Source organism: Curtobacterium sp. NPDC090217 (assembly GCF_044746705.1).
Lineage (GTDB): Bacteria > Actinomycetota > Actinomycetes > Actinomycetales > Microbacteriaceae > Curtobacterium.
Window position 1 is genome coordinate 129,551 of the sequence record NZ_JBIVCR010000004.1, and the last position, 22,754, is coordinate 152,304.

A 22,754-nucleotide genomic window follows, 5' to 3' on the forward strand; every position below is an offset into this window, starting at 1 on the left:
TCCGAGGACATGACACGCAACAGGAAGCGCCGGACGGTCGCACTCGTGCTCGCAGGGACGGCCGCGGTCGCGCTCGGCGTCACACCCGCCGTCACCGCGAGCGGCCCGGCGAGCGCCGCGAACGGTGACGTCATCTGGTCGCAGGACTTCGACGGCGCTGCCGGGAGCGCACCGGACCGTTCGGTCTGGACGAACGAGACGGGAGGCGGTGGCTGGGGCAACAACGAGCTCGAGAACTACACGGACTCACGCGACAACTCGGCGCTCGACGGCCAGGGCAACCTCGTCATCACGGCGAAGCGCGAGGCCGACGGGTCGTACACGAGCGCCCGGTTGACGACGCAGGGGAAGTACACGCCGCAGTACGGCCGGATCGAGGCCCGCATTCAGATCCCCCGCGGGCAGGGCATCTGGCCGGCGTTCTGGATGCTCGGCTCCGACCTGCCCCAGGTCGGCTGGCCGAACTCCGGCGAGGTCGACGTGATGGAGAACGTCGGGTACGAGCCCGCGACCGTGCACGGCACCGTCCACGGGCCGGGCTACTCCGGTGGGCAGGGGATCACGTCGAGCTACCAGCACCCGCAGGGGTGGTCGTTCGCGGACACCTTCCACACGTTCGCGGTCGACTGGAAGCCCGGATCGATCACCTGGTCCGTCGACGGTGTCGCGTACAAGACGGTGACGACGGCGGACACCGGCAGCAACCCGTGGGTGTTCGACAAGCCGTTCTTCATCGTGCTGAACCTGGCGGTCGGCGGGAACTGGCCGGGGTACCCCGACGGGTCCACGCAGTTCCCGCAGCAGATGAAGGTCGACTACGTCCGCGTGATCGACAACTCGTGAGCAGTGGTCCGGCGGTGATGAGCGGTCGCCGCTGGACCCGCTCCGGCTGCGTCAGGCGGCGTGGCGGCCCAGGGTGACCCGCTCCTCCGGCAGATCGTGCAGGTCCCGCCCGCGGAACCACCGGAGCAGCCAGTCCGCGGGGGAGCCGGCCAGGTCGGCCGGTAGCGGTGAGCGGTCCGCGAGGAAGGTGCTGAAGCCCGGTTCGTCCCGGACGTCGGAGTCGGACGGTGCGGCGAACGCCATGGCCCAGCCGTCGAAGCGGCGCGCGGTGACGGCCTCACGCGAGAGGGTCTTGACCTCGCGGTGCCGGGGGTCGCGCTCGATCGCACGGTACCGGTCCTCGACACTCCACACCGGGCCCTCCAGGACCTGCAGGAACCGACCACCCTTCGCGAGCAGCAGACCGGAGACGCCGAGTGCGTCGTTCCGCAGGCGTGCTTCCCGGAGCATCGCGACCAGGTCGGCATCGGTCATCTCGTCGGCGGCGACGGACATGTACACGAGTGAGGTCAGTGCAGTCATCACCACGAGTCTGTGTCCGGGAGCGCGCTGGCGCAACAATCGGCCGGATCGCGCGTCCGAGCGCGGACCCGGTGTCCCGACGCGGTCCGCCCGTCAGGTCAGCGCCGTGAAGGACGCGTCCCGGACCAGGACGGACCCGGCCCCGTCGTCCACCTGCTGGTCGGGGTCACTCGAGAGGCCGACGGACCACGTCCCACCGCCGGGCTTCTCCGGCAGCGTGAACTCGACGGTCGTCTGCGAGGCGTTCAACAGCACCGCCACCGCGTCGGAACCGTGCTCGAGCACGAGCATCACGGCCCGGTTGCCGGCGTCGGCCCAGTCGGCGTCCTCGAAGCCGGCGTTGTCCGCGCGCAGGACCGAGACGGTCGAATCGGAATCGCCGGGTGCGGTTCGGTACCACTCCGGGCGCAGCGCGGCGTGCTGCTTGCGGAACGCGATCGCCGAGCGGGTGAAGGCCAGCAGATCCCGGTCCGCCGCGGTCCAGTCGAACCACGAGATCTCGTCGTCGTGGCAGTACGCGTTGTTGTTGCCGCCCTGCGACCGGGCGATCTCGTCGCCGCCCAGGATCATCGGGACCCCGGCCGACAGCAGGAGCGAGCCGAGGAAGTTGCGCCGCTGCCGGTCGCGGTAGTCGTTCACCGCGCCGTCGTCGGTCGGACCCTCGATGCCGCCGTTGAACGACGTGTTGTTGCTCTCGCCGTCCTCGTTGTCCTCGCCGTTGGCCTCGTTGTGCTTCTCGGCGTACATCGTCAGGTCGGCGAGGGTGAAGCCGTCGTGCGCGGTCACGAAGTCGACCGAGCACACCGGCGCCCGCCGCGAGCCCTCGTACACGTCCGGGCTGCCCAGGAATCGCTGGACCGCGTCACCGAGGACGCCCTCGTCGCCGCGCCAGAACGCGCGCATGTCGTCGCGGTACTTGCCGTTCCACTCGGACCACTCGGCCGGGAACCCGCCGACCTGGTAGCCGGCGGTGTCCCACGGCTCGGCGATCATCTTCACCCCGCGGAGCACCGGGTCCTGGTGGATGATGTCGAGGAACGCGGAGCGGCGGCTCGCCTCGTTGTCCTGGCGGGTCAGCGTCGTCGCGAGGTCGAAGCGGAAGCCGTCGACGTGCATCTCCTCGACCCAGTAGCGGAGCGAGTCCGCGATCAGTCCGAGCGCGGCGGGGTGTGCGACGTTGAGGGAGTTGCCGGTGCCGGTGGTGTCGAAGTAGCTCGAACCGTCGTCTTCGACCAGGCGGTAGTACGACGGGTTGTCGATGCCCTTGAACGACAGCGTCGGGCCCATGTGGTTGCCCTCGGCGGTGTGGTTGTAGACGACGTCCATGATGACCTCGAGACCCGCGGCGTGCATGGCCTTGACCATCTGCTTGAACTCCGCGACCTGCTGTCCGGCCGTACCCGAGGACGCGTACTCGTCGTGCGGCGCGAAGAAGCCGATCGAGTTGTAGCCCCAGTAGTTGCGCAGCCCCTTGTCGGCGAGCGTCGAGTCCTGCACGAACTGCTGCGTCGGCAGGAGCTCGACGGCCGTCACGCCGAGGTCGACCAGGTGCTGGATCGCCGCCGGGTGCGCCATGCCGGCGTAGGTGCCGCGGATGTCCTCGGGGACGTCGGGGTGCTGCTGCGTGAACCCCTTCACGTGCACCTCGTACACCACGGTGTCGGACAGGTGCGTGTCGGGACGGGTGTCGTCGCCCCAATCGAACGTGCGGTCGGCGACGACGGACTTCGGCATCGCGCTCGCCGAGTCGGTCTCGTCGATCTGGTCCGGGTGCTCCATGTCGTGCCCGAACAGCGCCTGACCCCACTCGTAGGTGCCGTCGATCGCCGTGGCGTACGGGTCGAGCAGGAGCTTCGCGGGGTTGTGCCGCAGACCGTTCGCCGGGTCCCAGGGGCCGTGCACGCGGAAGCCGTAGCGGGTGCCGACGGTCACGTCCGGCACGATGTCATGGAAGGTGTACCCGGTGCGGTGGGTGAGCTCGGTGCGGTGCTCGGTCCCGTCGTCGTCGAAGTAGCAGAACTCGACGCGGTCTGCGGTGGTCGAGAACAGGGCGACGTTGGCGCCGCCGTCGACGAGCGTGACGCCGAGCGGTGAGCGCGAGGAACTGGTCATGGTGCAAGTTGTACCGGTACCCCGCTGTGCCCTGCGCGGATCCACGTACCCCGAGCCGGTCACCCGGATCGATCCTTCAGACACCGGACGGGAGGCTCGTGGCGAGGCCGCCACGAGCCTCCCGTCCGGTGGCGGGTCGCGTCAGCACCCGGCGGACGGCAGATCGCCCAGGGTGACGAGTGCAGCGCGCGCGGGGTTTCGTGGGCGCTTGCGGGGGCGGGATGCGGAGCCCGTACTCGGCCACCGTCAGGTCCGACGGCTCAGGAGGAGCGAGCGGAGGAACGCGACCACCGATGCGATGAGGGAGAGGCCGGCGACGACCACGGCGACCCGCGCGATCGAGCGTGCAGCCGTCGCCGTGTCCCACTGGGTCTTCGTGGCGACGTAGGCGAAGTCTCCGTGATGGAGCCACGGGAACGCGGGAGCCATCGGCCACGCGATGTGATCCGCGACGACGGCGACCAGCACCGCGACACCGGCCGCGAGGAGGAGCACGAGTGCCGGAGCCTGGGGTCGGAGGCGCGCGAGCATGGGGAGACGCTACCGTTCCTGCTCGGTGAGTCGGCGGAGCAGTCGGAGGAGCGTCGCTCGCTCGTCGGTGTCGAGCGGTGCGAACAGCTCGTCGAGGACCCCTGCAGCACGATCCCGTCCCCCCTCGAGCGCTGCACGACCTGCCTCGGTGAGCGAGTGCTCGATCCGGCGGCCACGGCCGGCGGCGCGGGCGATCAGCCCGCGTTCCACCATCCGCGCCGCGAGGGTGCCGAACGCCTGGTCGCTCTGGAACGTCTCCGTGGCGAGGTCGTGTCCCGATGCTTCCGGCAGCCGGTCGATCGCGCGCAGGGCGTCCCACTGCACGAGGCTCACGCCGACGTCCCGCAGCGCGGCGTCCATGGTGCGGTGGTTGCGGTACTGCGCCCGTTTGACCGCCTGCCCGAGCGCTTCCAGATCCGTCATCACGGTGCTACCGTATCAACATCCGTAGATAAACATGTTGAGATCGGCAGCTGATGACCACTGGACAAACCGAATCCATCGCGCTCGTGCTCCACGGCGGCGGCGGTCCGCAGACGGTCGTCCCGATCGTCGACCACCTCGCCGCGACCATGCACGTCCTCGCGCCGACCCACCCCGGCTGGAACGGCACCGTGCTCCCGGACGACGTGACCTCCGTCGCCGACCTGGCCGGCGTGTACCTGGAGCAACTGGTCACCAGCGGCGCCCGCGGGGTCGTGGTGGTGGGCTCGTCGATCGGCGGGTGGCTCGCGCTCGAGATGGCGATCGCGGCTGCGGGCAGCGAACGGTACGCGGGGGTGATCGGCGCCGTGGTGGACGTCGACGGGGTCGGAGCCGTCGTCGACGGTGAGCCGATCGCGGACTTCTTCGCGCTGGACGCCCGCGGGCTCGCCGAGGCGGCGTGGCACGATCCGGAGCGGGGCTACGTCGATCCCGCCGGTCTGACAGCGGAGCAGCGGGCCGTTCAGCAGTCGAACGGGCGGACTATGGCGGTCCTCGCGGGCCGTGGGATGAGCGACCCGACGCTCCTGGGCCGCGCTGCGACGATCACCGTGCCGACGCTCGTCGTCTTCGGCGAGAGCGACCGCATCGTGACGCCGTCGTACGGTCGCGCCGTCGCCCGCGTGATCCCCGGTGCGGAGTTCGCGGAGGTCCACGCAGCCGGCCACCTCCCGCACCTCGAGGCCCCGGATGCGACCTGGGCGGTCATCGACCCCTTCGTGGAACGGGTGCGCTGACGCGACGACGGTGCGTACAGTCGATCCCGTGCCACGTCCCACCCTCTTCCTCACCGTCGGACTCCCGGGGATGGGGAAGACGACGGCCGCACGCCGGATCGAAGAGGACCACGACGCGCTCCGCCTGACCAAGGATGAGTGGATGAAGGCGCTCCACGGCGACGACAACCCGGAGTCCGCGTCCGACGTCATCGAGGGTCGGCTCATCGAGATCGGTCTCCGAGCCCTCGAGCTCGGCGTCGACGTGGTCCTCGACTTCGGTCTCTGGTCCCGGGACGAACGGCGGGCGCTCCGGCGGGCCGCCGCCGACCTGGGCGCGGCGGTCGACGTGGTCTACTGCGACGTCGAGCCGGCGGAACAGCGTCGACGGATCGATCGCCGTCTCGCCGAGGTGCCGCACCACACGTGGCCGATGTCGGACGAGGAGCTCGCCGCGTACGCGGCGAAGTTCGACGTGCCGACCGCCGGGGAGCTCGACGGCAGCGAGCCCGTCGGTGACCCGCCCGTCGGGTTCGCCACGTGGCAGGAGTGGATCAGCGACCGCTGGCCACCCGCCGTGCGCTGACACCGCTCGCTCCGACGACCGCTGTTCTGCCAAGGTGATCGCATGGCAGACTCCGTCGGCACGGACCCGGGTCCGAACCGGCACGCGGTTCCGATCCGCTGGTACCGCGCGGTGCCGGGCGTCGGGACGCCACGCGGGCCGACGCTGCTCTGGCTGCACGGGGGCGGGTTCTTCCGGGGCAGCCTCGACCAACCCGAGGCACACGACGTCGCGCAGTCCCTGGCCGCGCAGGGCGTGACCGTCGCCACCGTCGACTACCGTCTGGCGCCCGTGCCGGGTACCGGGTGGGCGACGTCGCGACGGCACCGCTACCCCGTGCTCCTCGACGACGTGCTCACCGCGTACCGCGAGGTGCACGCCGCATCACCCGGCGGCGTGGTCCTCGGCGGAGCGAGCGCCGGCGCGTGCCTCGCGGCGGCCGCGACCCTCCGCGCGACGGACGAGGGGGTGCCTCCGGCAGGAGCCGTCTTCGCGTACGGCTTCTTCCACGCCACACACCCCAGGAGCCGAGACACCCGCCTGCGATCTCGTCGGCACCGCCGGATCACCCACGCGCCGTGGGCGCTGGACGTGATGAACCGCAACTACGCGGGGTCGAGGGATGCGCTCGCCGATCGTCTCGCGTTCCCCGGCGGACACGAGCTCGGAGCGTTCCCACGGACGCTCGTCGTCAACGCCGAACACGACAACATGCGGGCGTCCGGCGACCTGTTCGCGGCCGAGCTCGCTGCCGCGGGGATCGACGTCGAGCACCACGTCCTCGCCGGGACGCGCCACGCGTTCCTGAACCGCCCGGGGCTCGAGGCCTTCGGCACGACGATCGCGTTGACCGCCGCCTGGTCGCAGCGGGGAGCCGGCGGGTGAACCGGGTCACCACGTCATCGTTCGTCACCTTGCGTGACGGTCAGACCTCCGGTCCGTAACGTCGCGACCGTGACGGACTCGACGAACCCGACCAGGCAGATCCGCTTCAACGCGTTCGACATGAACTGCGTCGCGCACCAGTCCTCCGGGCTGTGGCGCCACCCGCGCGACCGCTCCCGGAACTACCGCGACCTGTCGTACTGGACCGACCTCGCCAAGACGCTGGAGGGTGGCGCGTTCGACGGCATCTTCATCGCCGACGTCCTCGGCACGTACGACGTGTACGGCGACTCGAACGAGGCAGCGCTCCGGACGGGGTCGCAGGTCCCGGTGAACGACCCGATCCTCCTCGTGTCCGCCATGGCGTCGGTGACCGAGCACCTCGGGTTCGGGATCACCGCGGGGACCGCCTACGAGCACCCGTACCCCTTCGCCCGCCGCGTCTCGACGCTCGACCACCTCACGAAGGGCCGCGTCGGCTGGAACGTCGTCACCGGGTACCTGCCGAGTGCCGCGCGGAACATGGGGCAGACCGACCAGCTCAGCCACGACGACCGGTACGACGTCGCCGACGAGTACCTCGAGGTCCTCTACAAGCTGTGGGAGGGGTCGTGGGAAGAGGACGCGGTCGTCGAGGACCGCGAGACCGGCGTCTTCACCGACCCGGCGAAGGTGCACCCGATCGCGCACCACGGCAAGCACTTCGACGTCCCGGGCATCCACCTGTCGGAGCCGTCGGTCCAGCGCACGCCGGTGATCTACCAGGCCGGGGCATCACCCCGCGGGATCGCGTTCGCCGCCGAGAACGCCGAGGCGATCTTCGTCGGTGCCCCGACCGTCCCGCAGCTCGCCGCGACGGTGACGAAGATCCGCGACGCACTCGAAGCAGCCGGCCGCGACCGGTACGCCGCGAAGATCTACACGCTGCTGACGATCATCACCGACGCCACGGACGAGCTGGCGCAGGCGAAGTACGAGGACTACCTCTCCTACGCATCGGAGCTCGGTGCGCTGGTGCTCAACTCGGGCTGGATGGGCGTCGACCTGTCGCAGTGGGATCTCGACGAGCCGCTCGGCGACGTCGAGTCGAACGCCATCCAGTCGGCCGCGGCGAACATCTCCGCGGCGACCGGGTCCGACGGGTCGAAGTGGACGATCCGCGACCTCGCGCGGCACACGGCGATCGGCGGGCTCGGCCCGGTCGCGGTCGGCGGGGGCGCGACGATCGCGACGCAGCTGCAGGAGATCCAGGAGCAGACCGACGTCGACGGGTTCAACCTGGCGTACGCGGTGACGCCCGGCACATGGGAGGACGTCATCGAGTTCGTCGTCCCGGAACTCCGCGCGCGCGGCGCCTACCCGGAGGGCTACGAGGCCGGGTCGCTCCGGCACAAGCTGCACGGGCGCGGGGACCGTCTGCCGGAGGAGCACCGCGGCGCCGCCTACCGGATCGGGAGCGACGCGGTCGTAGGCTGACCGGGTGATCGAGTCCTCCGCCCTCGTCCGCGAAGCGAGGCCCGCGGAGATCGACGACTGCGTCGAGCTCTGGGTCGCGGCGGTCGCCCACCGTGACGGACGAACCGCGCCCGCGGTCGACCCCGCCGACGATCCCGTCCTGGTCGCCGTCCGCGCCCGCGCCGAGGAGAAGTTCCGCGCACCACGGGTCGCGTGCCTGGTGGTCCCCGGCGACGGGCGACCGGACGGCTTCGCCCTGCTCACCGCGCCCGGCTCCGGCCGTCCGACGGACCCCGCCGACGCGGTGTACCTCTCGCTCCTCGCGGTGCGCCCCGGCGTGCAGGCCCGCGGCGTCGGACGAGCGCTCCTCACCGCCACCGTGCGAGCGGCTGCGGCGGCAGGGCACTCCCGGGTCGCCCTGCACGTGCTCGCCGACAACGACCGTGCGCTGCGGCTGTACGAGGCCGGCGGCTTCCGCCCGACCGGGACGGAGTTCCCGCACGCCGTGACCGGCATCATCACCCGTACCTACGTCACCGAGCGGCACTGACGGAGCATCCCGCGCACGTTCCTTCCCATGGCGAGCCGAATGGGAAGCGGAATTGCGCGTTGGTGGCGGGAAGATCCGACCTCCTACGCGCGATTCGACTTCCGACGCGTGATGCGACCCACGCACACCAGGGGTCAGGCCCGCCACTTCGGGCGCGGCGCGTGCGCTTCGTACGCTGCGTCGTCGGGTAGGTGATCAGCTCCAGCGTCGACCCCCACGGCGTCTCGACGTACACGAACCGGTTCCCGTGACCGCTCTCGACCCCGTACGTCGCACTGCACGCTCTCGCCGGGAACACCAGGGCAGTCCGTCTCTACGAGGCCGTCGGCCTCCGACCGACGGGGACGGAGTTCGCGCACGCGCTCAGTGGTGCGCCGACGCGCACCTACGTCTGCGGTTGACGGGGTCCGCGGTCAGACGCGCCACTTCCGGCGCGGCGCGGTGATCTCGGCCTCCTGCAGCGTCGGGTAGGAGATGAGCTCGAGGGTGGAGCCCCACGGTGTCCCCACGTACACGAAGCGGTTGCCGGACCCGCTCTCGTTCCCGCCCAGGTCGCGCGGGTCGGCGTACCGGTGCCCGCCGGCGGCCTCTAGGCCCGCGAGTGCGAAGTCGAGGTCGTCCACGTAGAACGCGACGTGCTGCCACCCGAGGTCGCTCGCCCGTGACGCCGCTCGCTGCCCCCGCCCGTGGTACTCGAAGAGTTCCAGGCCCGGGCCGTTCGGCAGGGCGAGCATCCGGAGCGCTCCCTGCGCCATTGTGTGCGGGATGCCCAGACGCTGCTGGACGTCCGGGGTCCTGCGCACCGGATCGCTCCTGAGGAACCGGTCGTACAGGACGACGGCGCCGAGTCCGCGGACGAAGAAGTCGGAGGCCGCGTCGATGTCCGGCACGGTCAGGCCGACGTGGTCGATCCCGCGGACGGCGGGTGCGGCGACGGCTGCGCCAGCAGTCGCTGATGCGCTCGGTGCAATGGTCGTCATGGCCGTCTCCCCTGACGTCGGCTGGCGTGGACCCGTCCAGTGGATCGTCACGTCTGCCGAGCGGCAACGACGCAGGGGTCGGCGTGCGGGGAACCGCTGCGATCCTGCGCGATCACCACTCCCTGAGCGGACGTTCAGTGATCCGGGGTCGAGCGCACGGGCGTCCACGTCGGGAACGTCGCGGAACGACCGTCGCCCGACGAGCGGCGGGTGACCCGACGGCCGACCCAGGGCAGCACGTGGTCGCGGTAGTAGCGGAGCTCCTCCGGCAGCCGAGCCCTGGCTGCCCGGGCATCGACGGGCTCGGGCGCGGCTGGGGCGTCGGCGATCGCGTGCAGCGCCAGGTCGGCGACGCGCTGGTGCCCGGTGGCGTTCATGTGCAGGCGGTCGTCGGACCAGAACTCCGCACGGCCCAGGTGGCGATCGCGTGAGACGTCGACGAACGGCAGGTCGCGGCGCTGGGCGAGATCCCCGAGCGCGCCGGCCCAGGCGTTGCCGCGGTTGTTGATGAGCGATCCGAGCGGGAGTCGAGCGCTCGGGTCGGCGGGGCTGAGGAGCGCGAACCGGATGCCGCGCGCCAGGACCCGTTCGACCGCGGTCTCCAGGGGAGCGATGAGCGCGTCGGGGTCGAACGACGGGCGGAGCAGGTCGTTGCCGCCGGCGCAGAACGTGATGAGCGTCGGCGCCGGGTCGAGGGCGAGTGCCGCGTCGAGCTGCCCGTCGAGGACCCCGGCGAGCAGGCGCCCCCGGACGGCGAGGTTCGCGTAGGACACCGGCGCGTCCGGGTGCACGGCGGCCAGGCCCGTCGCCAGGCGTCCGGCCCACCCGGGGAGGGCCGGGGCGCCGGTCGCGTCGCCGACGTCGCCGATGCCCTCGGAGAAGCTGTCGCCGATGGCGACGTAGCGGATGGGGTCAGACATGGGCCCATCTTCGTGCACAGACATGTGCAAGTTCTCGGCCGGAAGGCGAGCTGTCGACCCGCTCCGTCCTACGACTCGGCGTCCGTGCTCCCCGGGATGACGATCGCGAACTCCGTGCCGGTGCCCGTCGACGAGGCGTCGATCCTGCCACCGAGCCGCTCGACCAACCGCGCGGCGATCGAGAGTCCGAGCCCGGTGCCGACCGGCCTCGTGTTGCGGTAGCGGTTCGCGAGCACGCCTCGGGCGAAGGCGTCGGGTACGTCCTCTGCGGTCAGTCCACTGCCCTCGTCGCGCACGGCCAGCCGCACACCGGTTCCGTCCGTCGCAGAGACCGTGACGCGGATCGTGCTGCGCGGCGGTGAGGCGCGGAGCGCGTTCTCGACCAGCCCGTCGAGCAGCTGCCGCACGCGCATCGGGTCCGAGGTGCAGGACAGCCCCTCGGCCTCCCCGCCGTGGAGTTCGACCGTGACGCCCGCGTCGTCAGCCGCCGCACGCCAGGCCTCCATCGAGCCGCGCACCAACGGGACGATGCGGAAGGTCTCGGTGCGGATCGGGAAGTCGTCCGCCTGCAGCCGCGACAGCTCGAGCAGGTCGCGGACGAACGCGTCGAGCCTGGTGGTCTCGGTGACGAGCGTCCGGCCGACCTCGGCGACCCGGTCCGGCTCGACGAGCCCGTCGGCGAGCGCGTCCGCGTACCCCCGGATGCCGGTGAGGGGCGTCCGCATCTCGTGCGACACCGACAGCAGGAACTCCCGCTGGCGACCCTCGGAGGAGCGGAGTGCCTCCTCGAGGGCGGCGAGGGCTGCGTCGATCGCGGCGACGTCGGCGAGCGTCGTCTCCGGAGCGGGTGGCAGTCCGCGTTCCCCGGCGGCGAGCCGACCCGCGGTGGCTGCGGTCCGACGCAACGGTCGGACGACACGCCCCGCGACGAGTGCGCCGATCACGCCGGCGACGACGGCGCCGAGCAGCGTCGCGGCGAGGACCCGGTCGAACAGCCGCGCGATCGACGACCGCACGACCGAGAAGTCCTGGTACGCGATGACGGCGTCGCCACCGGACACCCGGATCCCCTCGAGCAGGTAGGTCGAGCCGCCGGCACCGAAGCGCTCGGAGACCGCACCGTCCGTCTGCAGCGTGCTCACCGCCGCCTGCGGGACGAGCGAGCCGACCGGAACCGTCGTGCCGTCGGTCCGGACGAGGGCGAGTCGGATGCCCCGGGTGTGCGCCCGGTCGAGGTTGCGGACGAGGGCGGCGCGTCCGGCGGACGGTTCGGCGGCGACGACGCGGGCCGTTGACCGCAGTACCGACTGGGACTCGTGCACGGTCGCCGTGCGGACGAGCTGGGAGGCCACGCCGAGCGTCGCCGCGGCGCCGAGCAGTGCGACCCCCACGGCGGTGAGGACGAGCCGGGCGGTCAGGGATCGACGGAGCCGGTTCACGGTGCCCCGGCCGCGTACCCGACACCACGGACGGTGCGGAGGTCGAGGTGCGGGCCGAGCTTGCCGCGGAGCTGGGCGACGTGGACGTCGACGGTCCTGGTCCCGCGGTAGTCGGCGGCGCCCCACACGGCTGCGAGGAGTTGCGCGCGGCCGAACACCTGCCCGGGGCTCGAGACGAGGAACGCGAGGAGGTCGAACTCCGTCGCCGTCAGCGCCACCGGGCCGTCCGGCGTGGCGACCGTCCGGGCGCGGGTGTCCAGGCGGAGGCCGCCGAGCTCGAGCACGGTCGCACGCTGCCCGAGCTGACTCCGTCGGACGAGCGCCCCCACCCGCGCGGCGAGCTCCCGCGCCGAGAACGGCTTCGTCACGTAGTCGTCGCCGCCGAGCTCGATGCCGAGGACGCGGTCGACTTCGCTGTCCCGTGCAGTGGCGAACACGATCGGGGTCCAGTCGTCCTCCGCGCGGAGCCTGCGGCACAGCTCGACGCCGTCGATGCCGGGGAGTCCGACGTCCACCACCGCGGCGACCGGGGCGAACGACCGGATCGCGGCGAGCCCGTCGAGGCCGTCGCGGCTGACGTGCACGGTGAACCCGGCGTCCACGAGGTACAGGCGTTCGACGTCGGCGATCGGTGCATCGTCCTCGACGACCACCACCAAGCCACGACTGCCGCTCACCCCACCAGTCAACCGCGTCCGCGCCCCGGCGGTCGACGCCTTACACGACCCGAACACTGCCCGAACGAGAACGTGCGGCGGGCCCGCGACGATCAGCGCAGAGCGGTCGACGGACGACCGCCGTGAAGGAGTCACCATGAACACGTTCACCTCCCGGGTCGTCCTGGCCGGCGCCGGAGCTGCGATCACCGCCGCGCTCGCACTCGGGGCCGGCGCGGCGGCGAACGCCGCGACGTCGAGCGCCTCGCCGTCCACGTCCTCGGCGACCGCGACCACCGGGGTGCCCTTCCGGGCGATCTCCGCGACCGCACTCCGCGCGGAGTTCGGTTCGGTGCCCTCGTCCCTCCGCACAGACTTCAAGGCACTGCACGGCAAGAAGGGCAGCGACCGGAAGGCCGCAGTCGAGGCCATCGAGCGGAAGGCCCTCGACGGCGGGTACGGCGACACCGTCAAGTCGGCGGCCACCGCGGCGGAGACGGCGTGGAAGGACGCACCGGCGGCGATGCGCAAGGACCTCCGGGACGCTCGGCACGCCGAGGGTGCCGACCGTGAGAAGGCGCTCGCCGCGGTCGCGACGAAGGCCCTCGACGGCGGCTACGGCGCGGCCGAGCAGCAGTACGCCAAGCAGGTGCAGAGCACCATCCAGAAGCAGGACGCCGACTCGCTCGCCCGGCACGTCGGCGCGATCGTCTGATCGAGCCGACGTGGAACGTCCCCGGGTGGGTCAATCCCGCTCGGGGACGCTCACGATGTGGTTCTGGTACGCCCAGACGACCGCCTGCAGTCGCGACTGGACCCCGAGCTTCGGCAGCATCCGCGCCAGGTGCGACTTCACGGTCGACACCTCGACGACGAGGGCCGCGGCGACGTCCTCGTTCGACATGCCCTGCGCGAGGAGCAGCAGCACGTCGCGTTCACGGGCGGTGAGGACCTCGTCGGCGCGGTCGCCGGTGACCGGCTGCAGACGACGCCGTGACACGAACTCGCGGAGCACCCGGCGGGTGAGTGCCTGGTCGAGCGTCCCGTTGCCGGCGGCGACCTGCCGGACGGCGTCGACGATGACGTCCGGTTCGGCGTCCTTGAGCAGGAAGCCGCTGGCGCCGGCCTCCAGCGCGCCGAAGACGTAGTCGTCGAGGTCGAAGGTGGTGAGGACGAGCACCGGGATCGCCGGATCGGCATCAGGGCCGCAGAGCGCGCGGGTCACGGTGATGCCGTCGTGCACGGGCATCCGGATGTCGAGGCAGGCGACGTCCGGCACCGTGCTCCGCGCGAGCTCCAGCGCCTCGGCGCCGTCGGAAGCCACCGCGACGACCTCGATGTCGGGTTCGGCGTCGAGGAGCGCGGACACCCCGGCCCGCACGAGCGGTTGGTCGTCGGCGACGAGCACGCGGATCGGGTCGCTCACGATGCCTCCCGGTCGAGCACGAGCACGACGCGCCAGCCGCCGTCGTCCGTCGGCCCGGTCTCGAGCCGAGCGCCGACGAGCTCCGCACGCTCCCGCATGCCGCGCAGCCCGTTGCCGCCCACCCGGGACTCGTCCGCCTGGTCCGGGACGACGGGTACGGTCGGCCGGTCGTTCCTGATCGTGATCGTGAGTCGCTCTGTCGAGCGGTCGTCGATCGTGACGGCGCACCGTGCCCCCGGTGCGTGCATGGCGGCGTTGGCCAGTGCCTCCTGGACGGTGCGGTATGCCGCGAGCTGTGCGAGCGGCCCGATCCCGCTGCCGAGGGTGGCGGCGGAGCCGGTGCGGAGCTCCAGTTCGGCCACACCGCGCTGCCGGGCGCGCTCCACCAGGTCGACGATGCCGGGGACGGTCTCGACGAGTCGTTCGGCGGGCGCGTCCTCGCGGAGGAGCCCCACGAGCCGGCGGAGGTCGTCGAGGACCGCGGTGCTCTGCGCACGCACCTGCCGGACGCCGTCGTGGGCACGATCCGGGTCGGTGTCGATCTGCCGGTCGATCGCGGCGGACATGAGCGCGATGCCCGACAGGTGGTGGGCCGCGATGTCGTGCAGCTCCCGCGCCATCGCCGCACGCTCGCGGGCGATGGCGGCGTCGACCTGGGCGTCCTGTTGCCGGTCGAGGGCGGTGGCCTCCGCGGTCCGTGCGGCACGGACGTCGCGCCGGGAGCGGATCACCAGCACGACGAGCACCGGGAGCCCGACGGCGCCGACAGCCTGCAGGACCCCCATCCCCAGGCCGGTCGCCACCCCCGTCGTGACGCTCGCACGACCGGCCCCCAGCACGACGAACGCGAACACCGTCTGCGTCGCCACGATCGGGACGGCAGCGAGGAGGAGCGTCGGCCAGAGCCGCGTGAGGGGCACGCGGAGACCGGCGAGGACGACGGCCACGACGACCGGCAGCATCGCGAGCCCGGACAGCGTGCTCGGCGCGAGCACCACGGCGACGACGGGGACCAGCGCGGTGAGCAGCAGGGTGGTCCGGGGTCGGCGTCGCGCGCCGAGCAGCAGCGCCGACTGCACGAGCATCGCGACCGCGAGGACGATCCATGGGACGCTCACGACGTCCGGGTAGCGGAGCCCGGTGCCGTCCGGATCAGCGCGGTCGAGCGGCGGCAGTGCGAGCTGCAGGCCGATCGCGAGGACGGCGGTCCCCAGGGCGACGAGGACGTCGGTCCGCCGTGCGCGGGGCTCAGCGGGTGCCATCGTTCGATCCTACGAGAGCGGCGGCCGGGGCGTCGGGAACGATCGGGCCGGCGACGGGTCCGCGTCGGTCGAACCCGAGTCGGCCCCTGGTGGCGACGAGGAGCACGGCGGCGGCGATCGTCGAGAGGATCGTCAGCCCGAGCATCATCGTCCCGGCGGTCATGCCCGGGTACATGTCGGCCCACAGCGTCGAGATGGTGTTGTTCACGCCGACGTGGAGCAGCATGGCGAGCGGCAGGCTCTCCCCGGTGCGGTTGAAGACCCAGATCATCACGACGTTGAACGTGATCGTGAAGGCCGCGAACACGAGCGGCTCGGTCCAGTGCGCGTTCGGCCACCCGCCCCAGTCGCTCAGGTAGAGCGGCATGTGCCAGAGCGCCCAGATCGGCCCGAGGACCGCGGCGGCACCCAGCGCGCCGAACCGCGACTGGAGGCGGGGGAGCGCGAAGTCACGCCAGCCCGGCTCCTCGGACAGGCCGGTCGTGAAGAGCTGGATGACGAGACCGGGCACGAGCATCGCGACGGCGATCCACGACGGCGCCTGGACCTGACCCCCCGAGAACAGCAGCCCGGACGCGACGATGACCGCCGGGACCCCGACGAGTGCGACCGCGTACCAGTGCCACGCCACGCGCCAGCGCCAGAGCCGGCCCACCCATCGTCGGAGCCCGGGGCGGCCGTCGGCGATCGCGGTCACGAGGAACGCGCTGCCGAGCGGGCCGAGCAGCGCGCCGGGCAGGACACCGGTGAACTGCGCGGTGCCGAGGAACTCGGGGAAGTGGATGTCCCACACGCCGAGCCCGTGCGGCGACAGGATGTACGGCACCCAGGCGAGCCAGCTGAGCGCGAGTGCGAGCGTGAAGAATGTGCGGAGGGGGTACCGCGTGACGAGCCCCCGGATCGTTTTCGTCATGCCATCGACGCTAGGAACCAGCGGTCCTCGCGACGACCGGCCGAGGGACGCACTTCGGCGACTTGCATCGAAGGATGCAGGGGGCCGGAACGAGCGTTTCAGGACGGGTGTCATGACACACGGTCGTTACACGGGGGAAACGGCGAGGGCGAACAGGCTCCGTAGCTTTCTGCACAAGCAAGCACCGCCCCCGCTTCCCACTCCCATCGGAGGACGCCATGGCAACAGAGACCGCGGCACCCGTCGCAGCGCCCCACGCCCCCGTCACGTCGGATGCCCTCGCCGGCGCCGGCGTCATCAAGCCCGGGTACGACCCCGCCCTCACCAACGAGGACCTCGTTCCGCTCCGCAAGCAGTCGTGGACGAGCTACAACATCTTCGCGTTCTGGATGTCCGACGTGCACTCGGTCGGCGGGTACGTCACCGCCGGTTCCCTCTTCGCACTCGGCATCGCCAGCTGGCAGGTGCTCATCGCCCTCGTCGTCGGCATCCTCGTGGTGCAGGTCTTCGCGAACCTGGTGGCGAAGCCGTCCCAGCGCACCGGTGTCCCGTACCCGGTGATCAACCGCGCGGTGTTCGGCGTCCTCGGAGCCAACGTCCCCGCCATCATCCGCGGCCTCATCGCGATGGCCTGGTACGGCGTGCAGACGTTCCTGGCCGCGCAGTCGCTCAACATCATCTTCCTCAAGTTCATCCCCGCGTCGGCCGGCCTGCTGGAGCACTCGTTCCTCGGCCTCTCGGCGCTCGGTTGGATCTCGTACGCGATCCTCTGGGTGGCGCAGGCGGCCCTGTTCTCGATGGGCATGGAGGCGATCAAGAAGTTCATCGACTGGGCCGGCCCGGCGGTGTACGTGGTGATGATCGCGCTGGCGATCTACCTGGTGAGCCGTGCGGGCATCGGGAACATCTCGCTGAACCTCTCGGCAGGGGAGCCGCTGTCGTTCGGTGCGAGCATCCCGGTGATGATGTCGGCGATCGCGATCGTGGTGAGCTACTTCTCCGGCCCGATGCTGAACTTCGGCGACTTCTCCCGGTACGGCAAGTCGTTCCAGGCGGTCAAGCGCGGCAACATGTGGGGGCTGCCGGTCAACTTCCTCTTCTTCTCGATCCTCACCGTGCTGTGCGCCAGCGCGACCGTCCCGGTGTTCGGCAAGCTCATCACCGACCCGATCGAGACCGTCCAGGCGATCGACGCGCCGTTCGCGATCCTGCTCGGCGGCCTGACGTTCGTCACGGCGACGGTCGGCATCAACATCGTCGCGAACTTCATCAGCCCCGCGTTCGACTTCTCGAACGTCGCCCCGCGGAAGATCAGCTGGCGGATGGGCGGCATGATCGCCGCCGTCGGCTCCGTGCTCCTCACCCCGTGGAACTGGTACGGCAACGACCAGGCGATCCTCTACACGCTCGGCGTGCTTGGCGCCCTGATCGGTCCGTTGTTCGGCATCCTCATCGCCGGGTACTACCTGGTGTCGAAGCAGCGCGTGGCCGTCGACGACATGTACACGAAGGACACCGCCGCACGGTACTGGTACCGCGGGGGCTTCAACCCGAACGCCATCTGGACGCTCGTCGGCACCGGCGTGGTCTCGGTCGCCAGCGCGGTGCTGCCGCCGGCCCTCGGCGTCCTGCCGTGGCTGAGCAACTACAGCTGGTTCATCGGCTGCGGCCTGGGGCTCGTGGTCTTCTGGGCACTCGAACGTGCTCGGCCGAGCATGCCGGTCCTGGACGCCGACGACCCCACGGTCGACGACGGCGCCGCCATCGGCCGAGCCTGAACCGCGGCACCACAGCACCACAGAACCACCGCTCCACCCGCTCCACTGCTCCACCGGAAGGACCTCGATGCGCATCCGCGTCGTCAACCCGAACACCACCACCTCGATGACCCGGACGGTCGGCGCTGCTGCGTCGGCCGTCGCGGGCCCCGGGACCATCGTCGAGGCGGTGAACCCGACGATGGGGCCCGCCTCGATCGAGAGCCACTACGAGGAGGCGCTCGCGGTCCCCGGCCTCCTCGAGCAGATCGCGATCGGGGAGTCGGACGGGGTGGACGCGTACGTCGTCGCCTGCTTCGGTGACCCGGGGCTCGACGCGGCACGGGAACTCGCCACGGGCCCGGTGATCGGGATCGCCGAGGCCGGTTTCCACGCCGCCGCGATGCTCGGTCGTCGGTTCGGGGTCGTGACGACGCTCGGGCGGACGGTCGGTCGGGCGCACGAGCTCGCGGACCGCTACGGGTTCGCCCCCCTCGTCACCGAGATCCGTGCGTGCGAGGTCCCGGTGCTCGAGCTCGACGACCCCGCGTCCGGTGCCCGTGCGCTCGTCATCGAGGAGTGCCGGGCGGTGATCGCCGGCGGTGCCGACGCGGTCGTGCTCGGCTGTGCCGGGATGGCGGACTTCTGCTCCGAGGTCTCGCGGGCGATCGGCGCCCCGGTGGTCGACGGGGTCTCCGCGGCGACGGTGCTCGCCGAGTCGCTCGTGCGGCTCGGCCTGTCGACGGGCAAGCACGGCGAGTACGCGTCGCCGCCCCGCAAGCAGTTCACCGGTCTGCTGCAGGACTTCGGAGCCGTCGCGTGACCGGCACCGTGTTCCGGGCGCAGCAAGCGTGGATCGACGGTGCGTTCCGGCCGGCCACGGTCATCGTGCGCGACGGCCGGATCGCGGACGTCCTGCCCGGCGACGCCGCGACGCCCGCCGACGCGGACGTGCGGGTCGTCCCGGACGGGCACGCGCTGCTCCCCGGGCTCGTCGACACGCACGTGCACGTCAACGAGCCGGGGCGCACCGAGTGGGAGGGCTTCGCGTCCGCCACCCGTGCGGCAGCGCTCGGCGGGGTGACGACGATCATCGACATGCCGCTCAACTCGATCCCCGCGACGACCACGGTCGAGGCACTCGCCACGAAGCGCGCGAGCGCCGAGGGTCGGGTCGCCGTCGACGTCGGGTTCTGGGGCGGTGCCGTGCCCGACAGTCTCGGGAGCCTCGACGCGATGCACCGGCAGGGCGTCTTCGGGTTCAAGTGCTTCACGGCGCCGTCCGGCGTCGACGAGTTCCCGCACCTCGAACCGGCACTGCTCCGTGCCGCGATCGAGGAGGTCGCAGGCATCGACGCGCTCCTCATCGTGCACGCCGAGGACCCCGCACACCTCGTCCCGCACGAGGCGCTCGGCGGCCACTACGAGGACTTCCTCGCGACCCGTCCGGCCGCCGCCGAGGAGTCCGCGATCGCCCAGGTGATCGACGGCGCTCGGGCGACCGGGGCGCGGGTGCACGTCCTGCACCTGTCCGACGCCGGCGCGTTGCCGATGATCCGCGCCGCGAAGGACGACGGCGTGCGGATCACGGTCGAGACCTGCCCGCACTACCTGGCCTTCGAGGCGTCGACCATCCCCGACGGCGCGACCGAGTTCAAGTGCTGCCCGCCGATCCGCGACGACGCCAACCGCGACGCGCTCTGGCAGGGCCTCGTCGACGGCACGATCGACATGGTGGTGTCCGACCACTCGCCGTCCACCGCCGACCTCAAGACCGACGACTGGGGCCTCGCCTGGGGCGGGATCGCCGGCCTGCAGGTCGGGTTCCGCGCCGTCTGGACCGAGGCGCTGCGCCGCGGTCTGTCGCTCGAGACGATCCTGCCGTGGTTCACGACGGGACCGGCGGCGCTCGCCGGCTTCGCCGACCGCGGCCGCATCGCGCCGGGCGCGCTCGCCCACCTCGCCGTGTTCGACCCGTCCGCCACCGAGGTGATCGAGGTGGCCGGCCTGGCGCACCGGAACCCGGTCTCCGCGTTCGCCGGCCTGGAGGCTCGGGGCCGGGTGACCGAGACCTGGTTGCGCGGGCAGCGGGTCACCGCCACGTCCGTGGCCGGGCGGCTGGTGACCCGTGACTGAGGCGCGACTCGGGTCGACACCGGACGACGTCCTGTGGGGGCGGCTGCCGTCGCGTGCGGACGTGCCAGCGCTGACCGTCGCGCCCGGGTCCGTGGTGACGGTCGACACCGTCTCGCACGAGGGCATCTTGCCCGACCAGGGGCAGGACCCGCTCGCGTACTTCGGTCGGCACGGGGTGGACGCCGGCGACGTGCTCGCGGACGCCGTGGACATCGCCAGGACCCTGACGCGCGACCCCGCCGACGGCCCGCACGTGGTCTCCCGACCGATCGCGGTGGCCGGCGCGCAACCGGGTGACGTGGTCTCGGTGACGATCCTCGAGGCGACGCCGCGGGTGCCGTACGGGGTCATCTCGAACCGGCACGGCCGAGGCGCCCTGCCGGGGGAGCTGCCCCGCGCGGAGGAGTCCGTGTCCGTGTTCGCGGACGTCGTCCGGCGCGACGGCGTCGACCACGGCCGGCTGCCCGTCGTCGAGGGCGGTCCCCGGACCATCACGTTCCCGCTCCACCCGTTCCCCGGCATCGTCGGGGTCACGCCGGACTCGGACGAGCGCGCACACTCGGTGCCACCAGGACCGCACGGCGGGAACGTCGACATCGCGCTGCTCACCGCCGGGTCGACGCTGCACCTGCCGGTGTTCGTGCCGGGAGCCGGCGTGTACGTCGGCGACCCGCACTTCGCGCAGGGTGACGGCGAGGTCGCACTCACCGCGATGGAGGCGTCGCTCCGGCTGGTCCTCCGGGTCGATCTCGTGCAGCGGAGGACGGCGCTCGACCGGTTCGGCGAACTCGTCGGTCCGATCGCCGAGACGACCGAGTACCTCGTGCCGACCGGCATGGACGAGGACCTCGACGAGGCCGTCCGGCGCTGCGTCCGCGCGGCGATCGCCCTGCTCCGGGCACGCTGGGGCGTCGACGAGCACATCGCGTACGCGTACCTCAGTGCCGCGACCGACTTCCGGATCTCGCAGGTCGTGGACCTGGTGTGCGGTGCGCACGCCACCATCCGGAAGGCCGACTTCGCGGAGGTCGGCGCGTGATCGTGCACGGCGCGTGGCCCGACGGCCTCGAGCAGGCCTTCACGGCGTACGAGGACGCCCTGATGCGGGACGACACCGCCGTGCTCGACGACCTCTTCGAAGCGGGCGGTGGGACGCTCCGCGGGGACGACTCGGGACTGCTGCGCGGACACGACGCCATCAGCGCCTTCCGGTCCGGTCGTGGCGGGGTGGCACGCAGGACGATCGCCGCCGTGGACGTCCAGCGGCTCGCCCCGGACACCGTCCTGGTCGTCGGGGAGTCGCACTTCGCCGGCGGTGGTCGCGGGCTGCAGACCCAGCTGTGGTGCTGCACCGACGGGGTCTGGCGGATCCGGACCGCGCACGTGACCGGTCGACCGAAGACCTTCGACCGGTCGGTCTGGCGCGTCGTCGGCGACCCGCTCGTGCGCGGCGCCGAGGCCGGGCCGCTCGCCGGGGTGCGCGTGGCCGTGAAGGACCTCTTCGCCGTGCAGGGGCACGTCATCGGCGCCGGCAACCCGACGTGGGAACGCTCGGCCCAGGCGGAGACCGTGTCGGCGTCCGCGGTGCAGACGTTGCTCGACGCCGGCGCGATCGTCACCGGGATCGCCAGGACGGACGAGTTCGCCTACGCCCTCGCCGGCCGCAACCCGCACTTCGGGTCGCCGCCGAACGGGGCCGACCCGACACGGATCGGCGGTGGGTCGACCTCGGGCTCCACGTCGGCCGTCGCGCTCGGCACCGCGGACCTCGGGCTCGGCACGGACACGGCGGGCAGTCTCCGCGTGCCGTCGTCGTACCAGGGGCTCTGGGGACTCCGGACGACGCACGACCGTGTCCCGCGAGACGGTCTCCTGCCGCTCGCGGAGTCCTTCGACACGGTCGGGTGGGTCGCCCGTTCGGCATCGGTGCTGGCGGCCGCCGCCGGGGTGTCCGTGCCGGGTGCCTGCGTCGGGGTGGACGACGGCGAGCTCCTCGTCAGCGACGCACTGCTGGGCGCCGCCGAGCCCGCGACGGCCGCCGCGTTCACGGCCTGGCTCGACCGGGCCGGCCGTCCCGTCCGCCGGATCGAGCTGCCACCGCTCGACGACCTCGCCGAGACCCTCCGCGTGGTCCAGGCGGCGGAGGCGTGGCGGAACGACGGGGCCTGGATCGAGGCGCACCCGGACGCCCTCGGCGAGGACGTCGCGGCACGGTTCGCCGCTGCGGCGGCGATCACGGCGGAGGCCGAAGCGCTCGCTCGTGCGCGGCTCGAGGAGCTGCGCACCTGCGTCCGTGACGTGATCGGCGGAGGCGTGCTGTGCCTCCCGACCGTCCCGGGACCGGCCCCGTTGCGGACCGCGACCGGTGACGCCGTGCTGCGGACCCGGGTGGCGACCCTGCGGATGACCGCCGTGGCCGGGATCGGTGGCCTGCCCGCCGTCAGCGCGCCGTTCCTGACCGTCGACGGTGCACCCATCGGCGTCTGCCTCGTCGGACCAGCAGGGTCCGACCGGGCGATCGTCGCACTCGCCGAGACCCTGCTCTGAGACCCCGCCCTGAAACACTGCCGTAACGATCGTTCCGATATGCTCGTGAACGGAAC

Annotated in this window: 23 protein-coding genes; 12 read left to right on the forward strand and 11 right to left on the reverse strand. The window is 72.0% G+C overall.

Going from position 1 to position 22,754, the window contains the following annotated elements; translation table 11 throughout:
* Positions 1-9 precede the first annotated feature (9 nt).
* Positions 10-843, forward strand: coding sequence for a family 16 glycosylhydrolase (locus tag ACIPJ2_RS14775; protein ID WP_402729448.1), 834 nt, complete (start codon positions 10-12; stop codon positions 841-843).
* A 51-nt stretch (positions 844-894) separates the two neighbouring features.
* Here ACIPJ2_RS14775 and ACIPJ2_RS14780 read toward each other — a convergent pair whose 3' ends face one another.
* From ACIPJ2_RS14780 to ACIPJ2_RS14795, 4 genes are all read right to left on the reverse strand, one after another.
* Positions 895-1,365 carry a BLUF domain-containing protein gene (locus ACIPJ2_RS14780; protein WP_402729449.1) on the reverse strand — a complete coding sequence of 157 codons (471 nt, stop codon included), beginning with the start codon at positions 1,363-1,365 and terminating at the stop codon, positions 895-897.
* 93 nt (positions 1,366-1,458) lie between these two features.
* On the reverse strand, positions 1,459-3,477 hold the full coding sequence (gene glgX / locus ACIPJ2_RS14785) for a glycogen debranching protein GlgX (protein ID WP_402729450.1): 2,019 nt from the start codon (positions 3,475-3,477) through the stop codon (positions 1,459-1,461).
* A gap of 246 nt (positions 3,478-3,723) precedes the next feature.
* Positions 3,724-4,008, reverse strand: a complete 285-nt coding sequence (locus ACIPJ2_RS14790; RefSeq protein ID WP_402729451.1) for a hypothetical protein — start codon at positions 4,006-4,008, stop codon at positions 3,724-3,726.
* 9 nt (positions 4,009-4,017) lie between these two features.
* Positions 4,018-4,431 (reverse strand): MarR family winged helix-turn-helix transcriptional regulator, encoded by a 414-nt coding sequence (locus tag ACIPJ2_RS14795; RefSeq protein WP_402729452.1) that lies wholly within the window; start codon positions 4,429-4,431, stop codon positions 4,018-4,020.
* Between the two features lie 53 nt (positions 4,432-4,484).
* On the opposite strand from ACIPJ2_RS14795, the gene ACIPJ2_RS14800 reads away from it, so the two are divergent.
* From ACIPJ2_RS14800 to ACIPJ2_RS14820, 5 genes are all read left to right on the forward strand, one after another.
* On the forward strand, positions 4,485-5,228 hold the full coding sequence (locus tag ACIPJ2_RS14800; RefSeq protein ID WP_402729453.1) for an alpha/beta fold hydrolase: 744 nt from the start codon (positions 4,485-4,487) through the stop codon (positions 5,226-5,228).
* A 28-nt stretch (positions 5,229-5,256) separates the two neighbouring features.
* Positions 5,257-5,793, forward strand: a complete 537-nt coding sequence (locus ACIPJ2_RS14805) for an AAA family ATPase (protein ID WP_402729454.1) — start codon at positions 5,257-5,259, stop codon at positions 5,791-5,793.
* A 42-nt stretch (positions 5,794-5,835) separates the two neighbouring features.
* Positions 5,836-6,657 (forward strand): alpha/beta hydrolase, encoded by an 822-nt coding sequence (locus tag ACIPJ2_RS14810; RefSeq protein WP_402729455.1) that lies wholly within the window; start codon positions 5,836-5,838, stop codon positions 6,655-6,657.
* Positions 6,658-6,726: 69 nt separating this feature from the next.
* Complete coding sequence (locus tag ACIPJ2_RS14815; protein WP_402729456.1) at positions 6,727-8,133, forward strand: LLM class flavin-dependent oxidoreductase; 1,407 nt, start codon at positions 6,727-6,729, stop codon at positions 8,131-8,133.
* Positions 8,134-8,137: 4 nt separating this feature from the next.
* The gene (locus ACIPJ2_RS14820) at positions 8,138-8,662 is read left to right on the forward strand and encodes a GNAT family N-acetyltransferase (RefSeq protein ID WP_402729457.1); all 525 of its coding nucleotides are present in this window, start codon (positions 8,138-8,140) and stop codon (positions 8,660-8,662) included.
* Positions 8,663-9,075: 413 nt separating this feature from the next.
* Here ACIPJ2_RS14820 and ACIPJ2_RS14825 read toward each other — a convergent pair whose 3' ends face one another.
* The 4 genes from ACIPJ2_RS14825 to ACIPJ2_RS14840 all read right to left on the reverse strand — a co-directional run bounded on the left by ACIPJ2_RS14825 (position 9,076) and on the right by ACIPJ2_RS14840 (position 12,678).
* Positions 9,076-9,642 carry a VOC family protein gene (locus ACIPJ2_RS14825; RefSeq protein WP_402729458.1) on the reverse strand — a complete coding sequence of 189 codons (567 nt, stop codon included), beginning with the start codon at positions 9,640-9,642 and terminating at the stop codon, positions 9,076-9,078.
* Between the two features lie 134 nt (positions 9,643-9,776).
* Positions 9,777-10,562, reverse strand: a complete 786-nt coding sequence (locus tag ACIPJ2_RS14830) for an SGNH/GDSL hydrolase family protein (RefSeq protein ID WP_402729459.1) — start codon at positions 10,560-10,562, stop codon at positions 9,777-9,779.
* A gap of 68 nt (positions 10,563-10,630) precedes the next feature.
* Positions 10,631-12,001: a sensor histidine kinase gene (locus ACIPJ2_RS14835; protein ID WP_402729460.1), complete on the reverse strand. Its 1,371-nt coding sequence runs from the start codon at positions 11,999-12,001 to the stop codon at positions 10,631-10,633.
* Positions 11,998-12,678 (reverse strand): response regulator transcription factor, encoded by a 681-nt coding sequence (locus tag ACIPJ2_RS14840; RefSeq protein WP_402729461.1) that lies wholly within the window; start codon positions 12,676-12,678, stop codon positions 11,998-12,000. Before ACIPJ2_RS14840 ends, ACIPJ2_RS14835 begins: the two co-directional genes overlap by 4 nt.
* 136 nt (positions 12,679-12,814) lie before the next feature.
* On the opposite strand from ACIPJ2_RS14840, the gene ACIPJ2_RS14845 reads away from it, so the two are divergent.
* A complete protein-coding gene (locus ACIPJ2_RS14845; RefSeq protein WP_402729462.1) occupies positions 12,815-13,372 on the forward strand; it encodes a hypothetical protein in 558 nt (185 codons plus the stop codon).
* Positions 13,373-13,402: 30 nt separating this feature from the next.
* Here the strand turns inward: ACIPJ2_RS14845 and ACIPJ2_RS14850 are convergent, their stop codons facing one another.
* From ACIPJ2_RS14850 to ACIPJ2_RS14860, 3 genes are read right to left on the reverse strand one after another with little or no spacing between them, the layout of a single operon-like run.
* The gene (locus tag ACIPJ2_RS14850; RefSeq protein WP_402729463.1) at positions 13,403-14,083 is read right to left on the reverse strand and encodes a response regulator; all 681 of its coding nucleotides are present in this window, start codon (positions 14,081-14,083) and stop codon (positions 13,403-13,405) included.
* The gene (locus ACIPJ2_RS14855; protein ID WP_402729464.1) at positions 14,080-15,345 is read right to left on the reverse strand and encodes a sensor histidine kinase; all 1,266 of its coding nucleotides are present in this window, start codon (positions 15,343-15,345) and stop codon (positions 14,080-14,082) included. Before ACIPJ2_RS14855 ends, ACIPJ2_RS14850 begins: the two co-directional genes overlap by 4 nt.
* The gene (locus ACIPJ2_RS14860) at positions 15,332-16,258 is read right to left on the reverse strand and encodes a type II CAAX prenyl endopeptidase Rce1 family protein (protein ID WP_402729465.1); all 927 of its coding nucleotides are present in this window, start codon (positions 16,256-16,258) and stop codon (positions 15,332-15,334) included. The genes ACIPJ2_RS14855 and ACIPJ2_RS14860 overlap by 14 nt, the downstream gene beginning before the upstream one ends.
* Before the next feature lie 218 nt (positions 16,259-16,476).
* On the opposite strand from ACIPJ2_RS14860, the gene ACIPJ2_RS14865 reads away from it, so the two are divergent.
* The 5 genes from ACIPJ2_RS14865 to ACIPJ2_RS14885 all read left to right on the forward strand — a co-directional run bounded on the left by ACIPJ2_RS14865 (position 16,477) and on the right by ACIPJ2_RS14885 (position 22,698).
* Positions 16,477-18,036 (forward strand): NCS1 family nucleobase:cation symporter-1, encoded by a 1,560-nt coding sequence (locus ACIPJ2_RS14865; RefSeq protein WP_402729466.1) that lies wholly within the window; start codon positions 16,477-16,479, stop codon positions 18,034-18,036.
* A gap of 67 nt (positions 18,037-18,103) precedes the next feature.
* Positions 18,104-18,838 (forward strand): aspartate/glutamate racemase family protein, encoded by a 735-nt coding sequence (locus ACIPJ2_RS14870; RefSeq protein ID WP_402729467.1) that lies wholly within the window; start codon positions 18,104-18,106, stop codon positions 18,836-18,838.
* Positions 18,835-20,151 (forward strand): allantoinase AllB, encoded by a 1,317-nt coding sequence (allB, locus tag ACIPJ2_RS14875; protein WP_402729468.1) that lies wholly within the window; start codon positions 18,835-18,837, stop codon positions 20,149-20,151. Before ACIPJ2_RS14870 ends, allB begins: the two co-directional genes overlap by 4 nt.
* Entirely contained in the window at positions 20,144-21,190 is a 1,047-nt protein-coding gene (locus ACIPJ2_RS14880) for an acetamidase/formamidase family protein (RefSeq protein WP_402729469.1), read from the forward strand. The genes allB and ACIPJ2_RS14880 overlap by 8 nt, the downstream gene beginning before the upstream one ends.
* On the forward strand, positions 21,187-22,698 hold the full coding sequence (locus tag ACIPJ2_RS14885; protein WP_402729470.1) for an AtzH-like domain-containing protein: 1,512 nt from the start codon (positions 21,187-21,189) through the stop codon (positions 22,696-22,698). The genes ACIPJ2_RS14880 and ACIPJ2_RS14885 overlap by 4 nt, the downstream gene beginning before the upstream one ends.
* The last annotated feature ends 56 nt before the right edge of the window (positions 22,699-22,754 follow it).

Excerpts from the sequence above, each read along its gene's own strand:
- ACIPJ2_RS14830 (WP_402729459.1), bottom strand. The coding sequence starts at position 10,562 with ATGTCTGACCCCATCCGCTACGTCGCCATCGGCGACAGCTTCTCCGAG.
- ACIPJ2_RS14780 (WP_402729449.1), bottom strand. The coding sequence starts at position 1,365 with ATGACTGCACTGACCTCACTCGTGTACATGTCCGTCGCCGCCGACGAG.
- ACIPJ2_RS14775 (WP_402729448.1), top strand. The coding sequence starts at position 10 with ATGACACGCAACAGGAAGCGCCGGACGGTCGCACTCGTGCTCGCAGGG.
- ACIPJ2_RS14860 (WP_402729465.1), bottom strand. The coding sequence starts at position 16,258 with ATGACGAAAACGATCCGGGGGCTCGTCACGCGGTACCCCCTCCGCACA.
- ACIPJ2_RS14845 (WP_402729462.1), top strand. The coding sequence starts at position 12,815 with ATGAACACGTTCACCTCCCGGGTCGTCCTGGCCGGCGCCGGAGCTGCG.
- ACIPJ2_RS14790 (WP_402729451.1), bottom strand. The coding sequence starts at position 4,008 with ATGCTCGCGCGCCTCCGACCCCAGGCTCCGGCACTCGTGCTCCTCCTC.
- ACIPJ2_RS14825 (WP_402729458.1), bottom strand. The coding sequence starts at position 9,642 with ATGACGACCATTGCACCGAGCGCATCAGCGACTGCTGGCGCAGCCGTC.
- glgX (WP_402729450.1), bottom strand. The coding sequence starts at position 3,477 with ATGACCAGTTCCTCGCGCTCACCGCTCGGCGTCACGCTCGTCGACGGC.
- ACIPJ2_RS14795 (WP_402729452.1), bottom strand. The coding sequence starts at position 4,431 with ATGACGGATCTGGAAGCGCTCGGGCAGGCGGTCAAACGGGCGCAGTAC.
- ACIPJ2_RS14800 (WP_402729453.1), top strand. The coding sequence starts at position 4,485 with ATGACCACTGGACAAACCGAATCCATCGCGCTCGTGCTCCACGGCGGC.
- ACIPJ2_RS14870 (WP_402729467.1), top strand. The coding sequence starts at position 18,104 with ATGCGCATCCGCGTCGTCAACCCGAACACCACCACCTCGATGACCCGG.
- ACIPJ2_RS14810 (WP_402729455.1), top strand. The coding sequence starts at position 5,836 with ATGGCAGACTCCGTCGGCACGGACCCGGGTCCGAACCGGCACGCGGTT.
- ACIPJ2_RS14865 (WP_402729466.1), top strand. The coding sequence starts at position 16,477 with ATGGCAACAGAGACCGCGGCACCCGTCGCAGCGCCCCACGCCCCCGTC.
- ACIPJ2_RS14855 (WP_402729464.1), bottom strand. The coding sequence starts at position 15,345 with ATGGCACCCGCTGAGCCCCGCGCACGGCGGACCGACGTCCTCGTCGCC.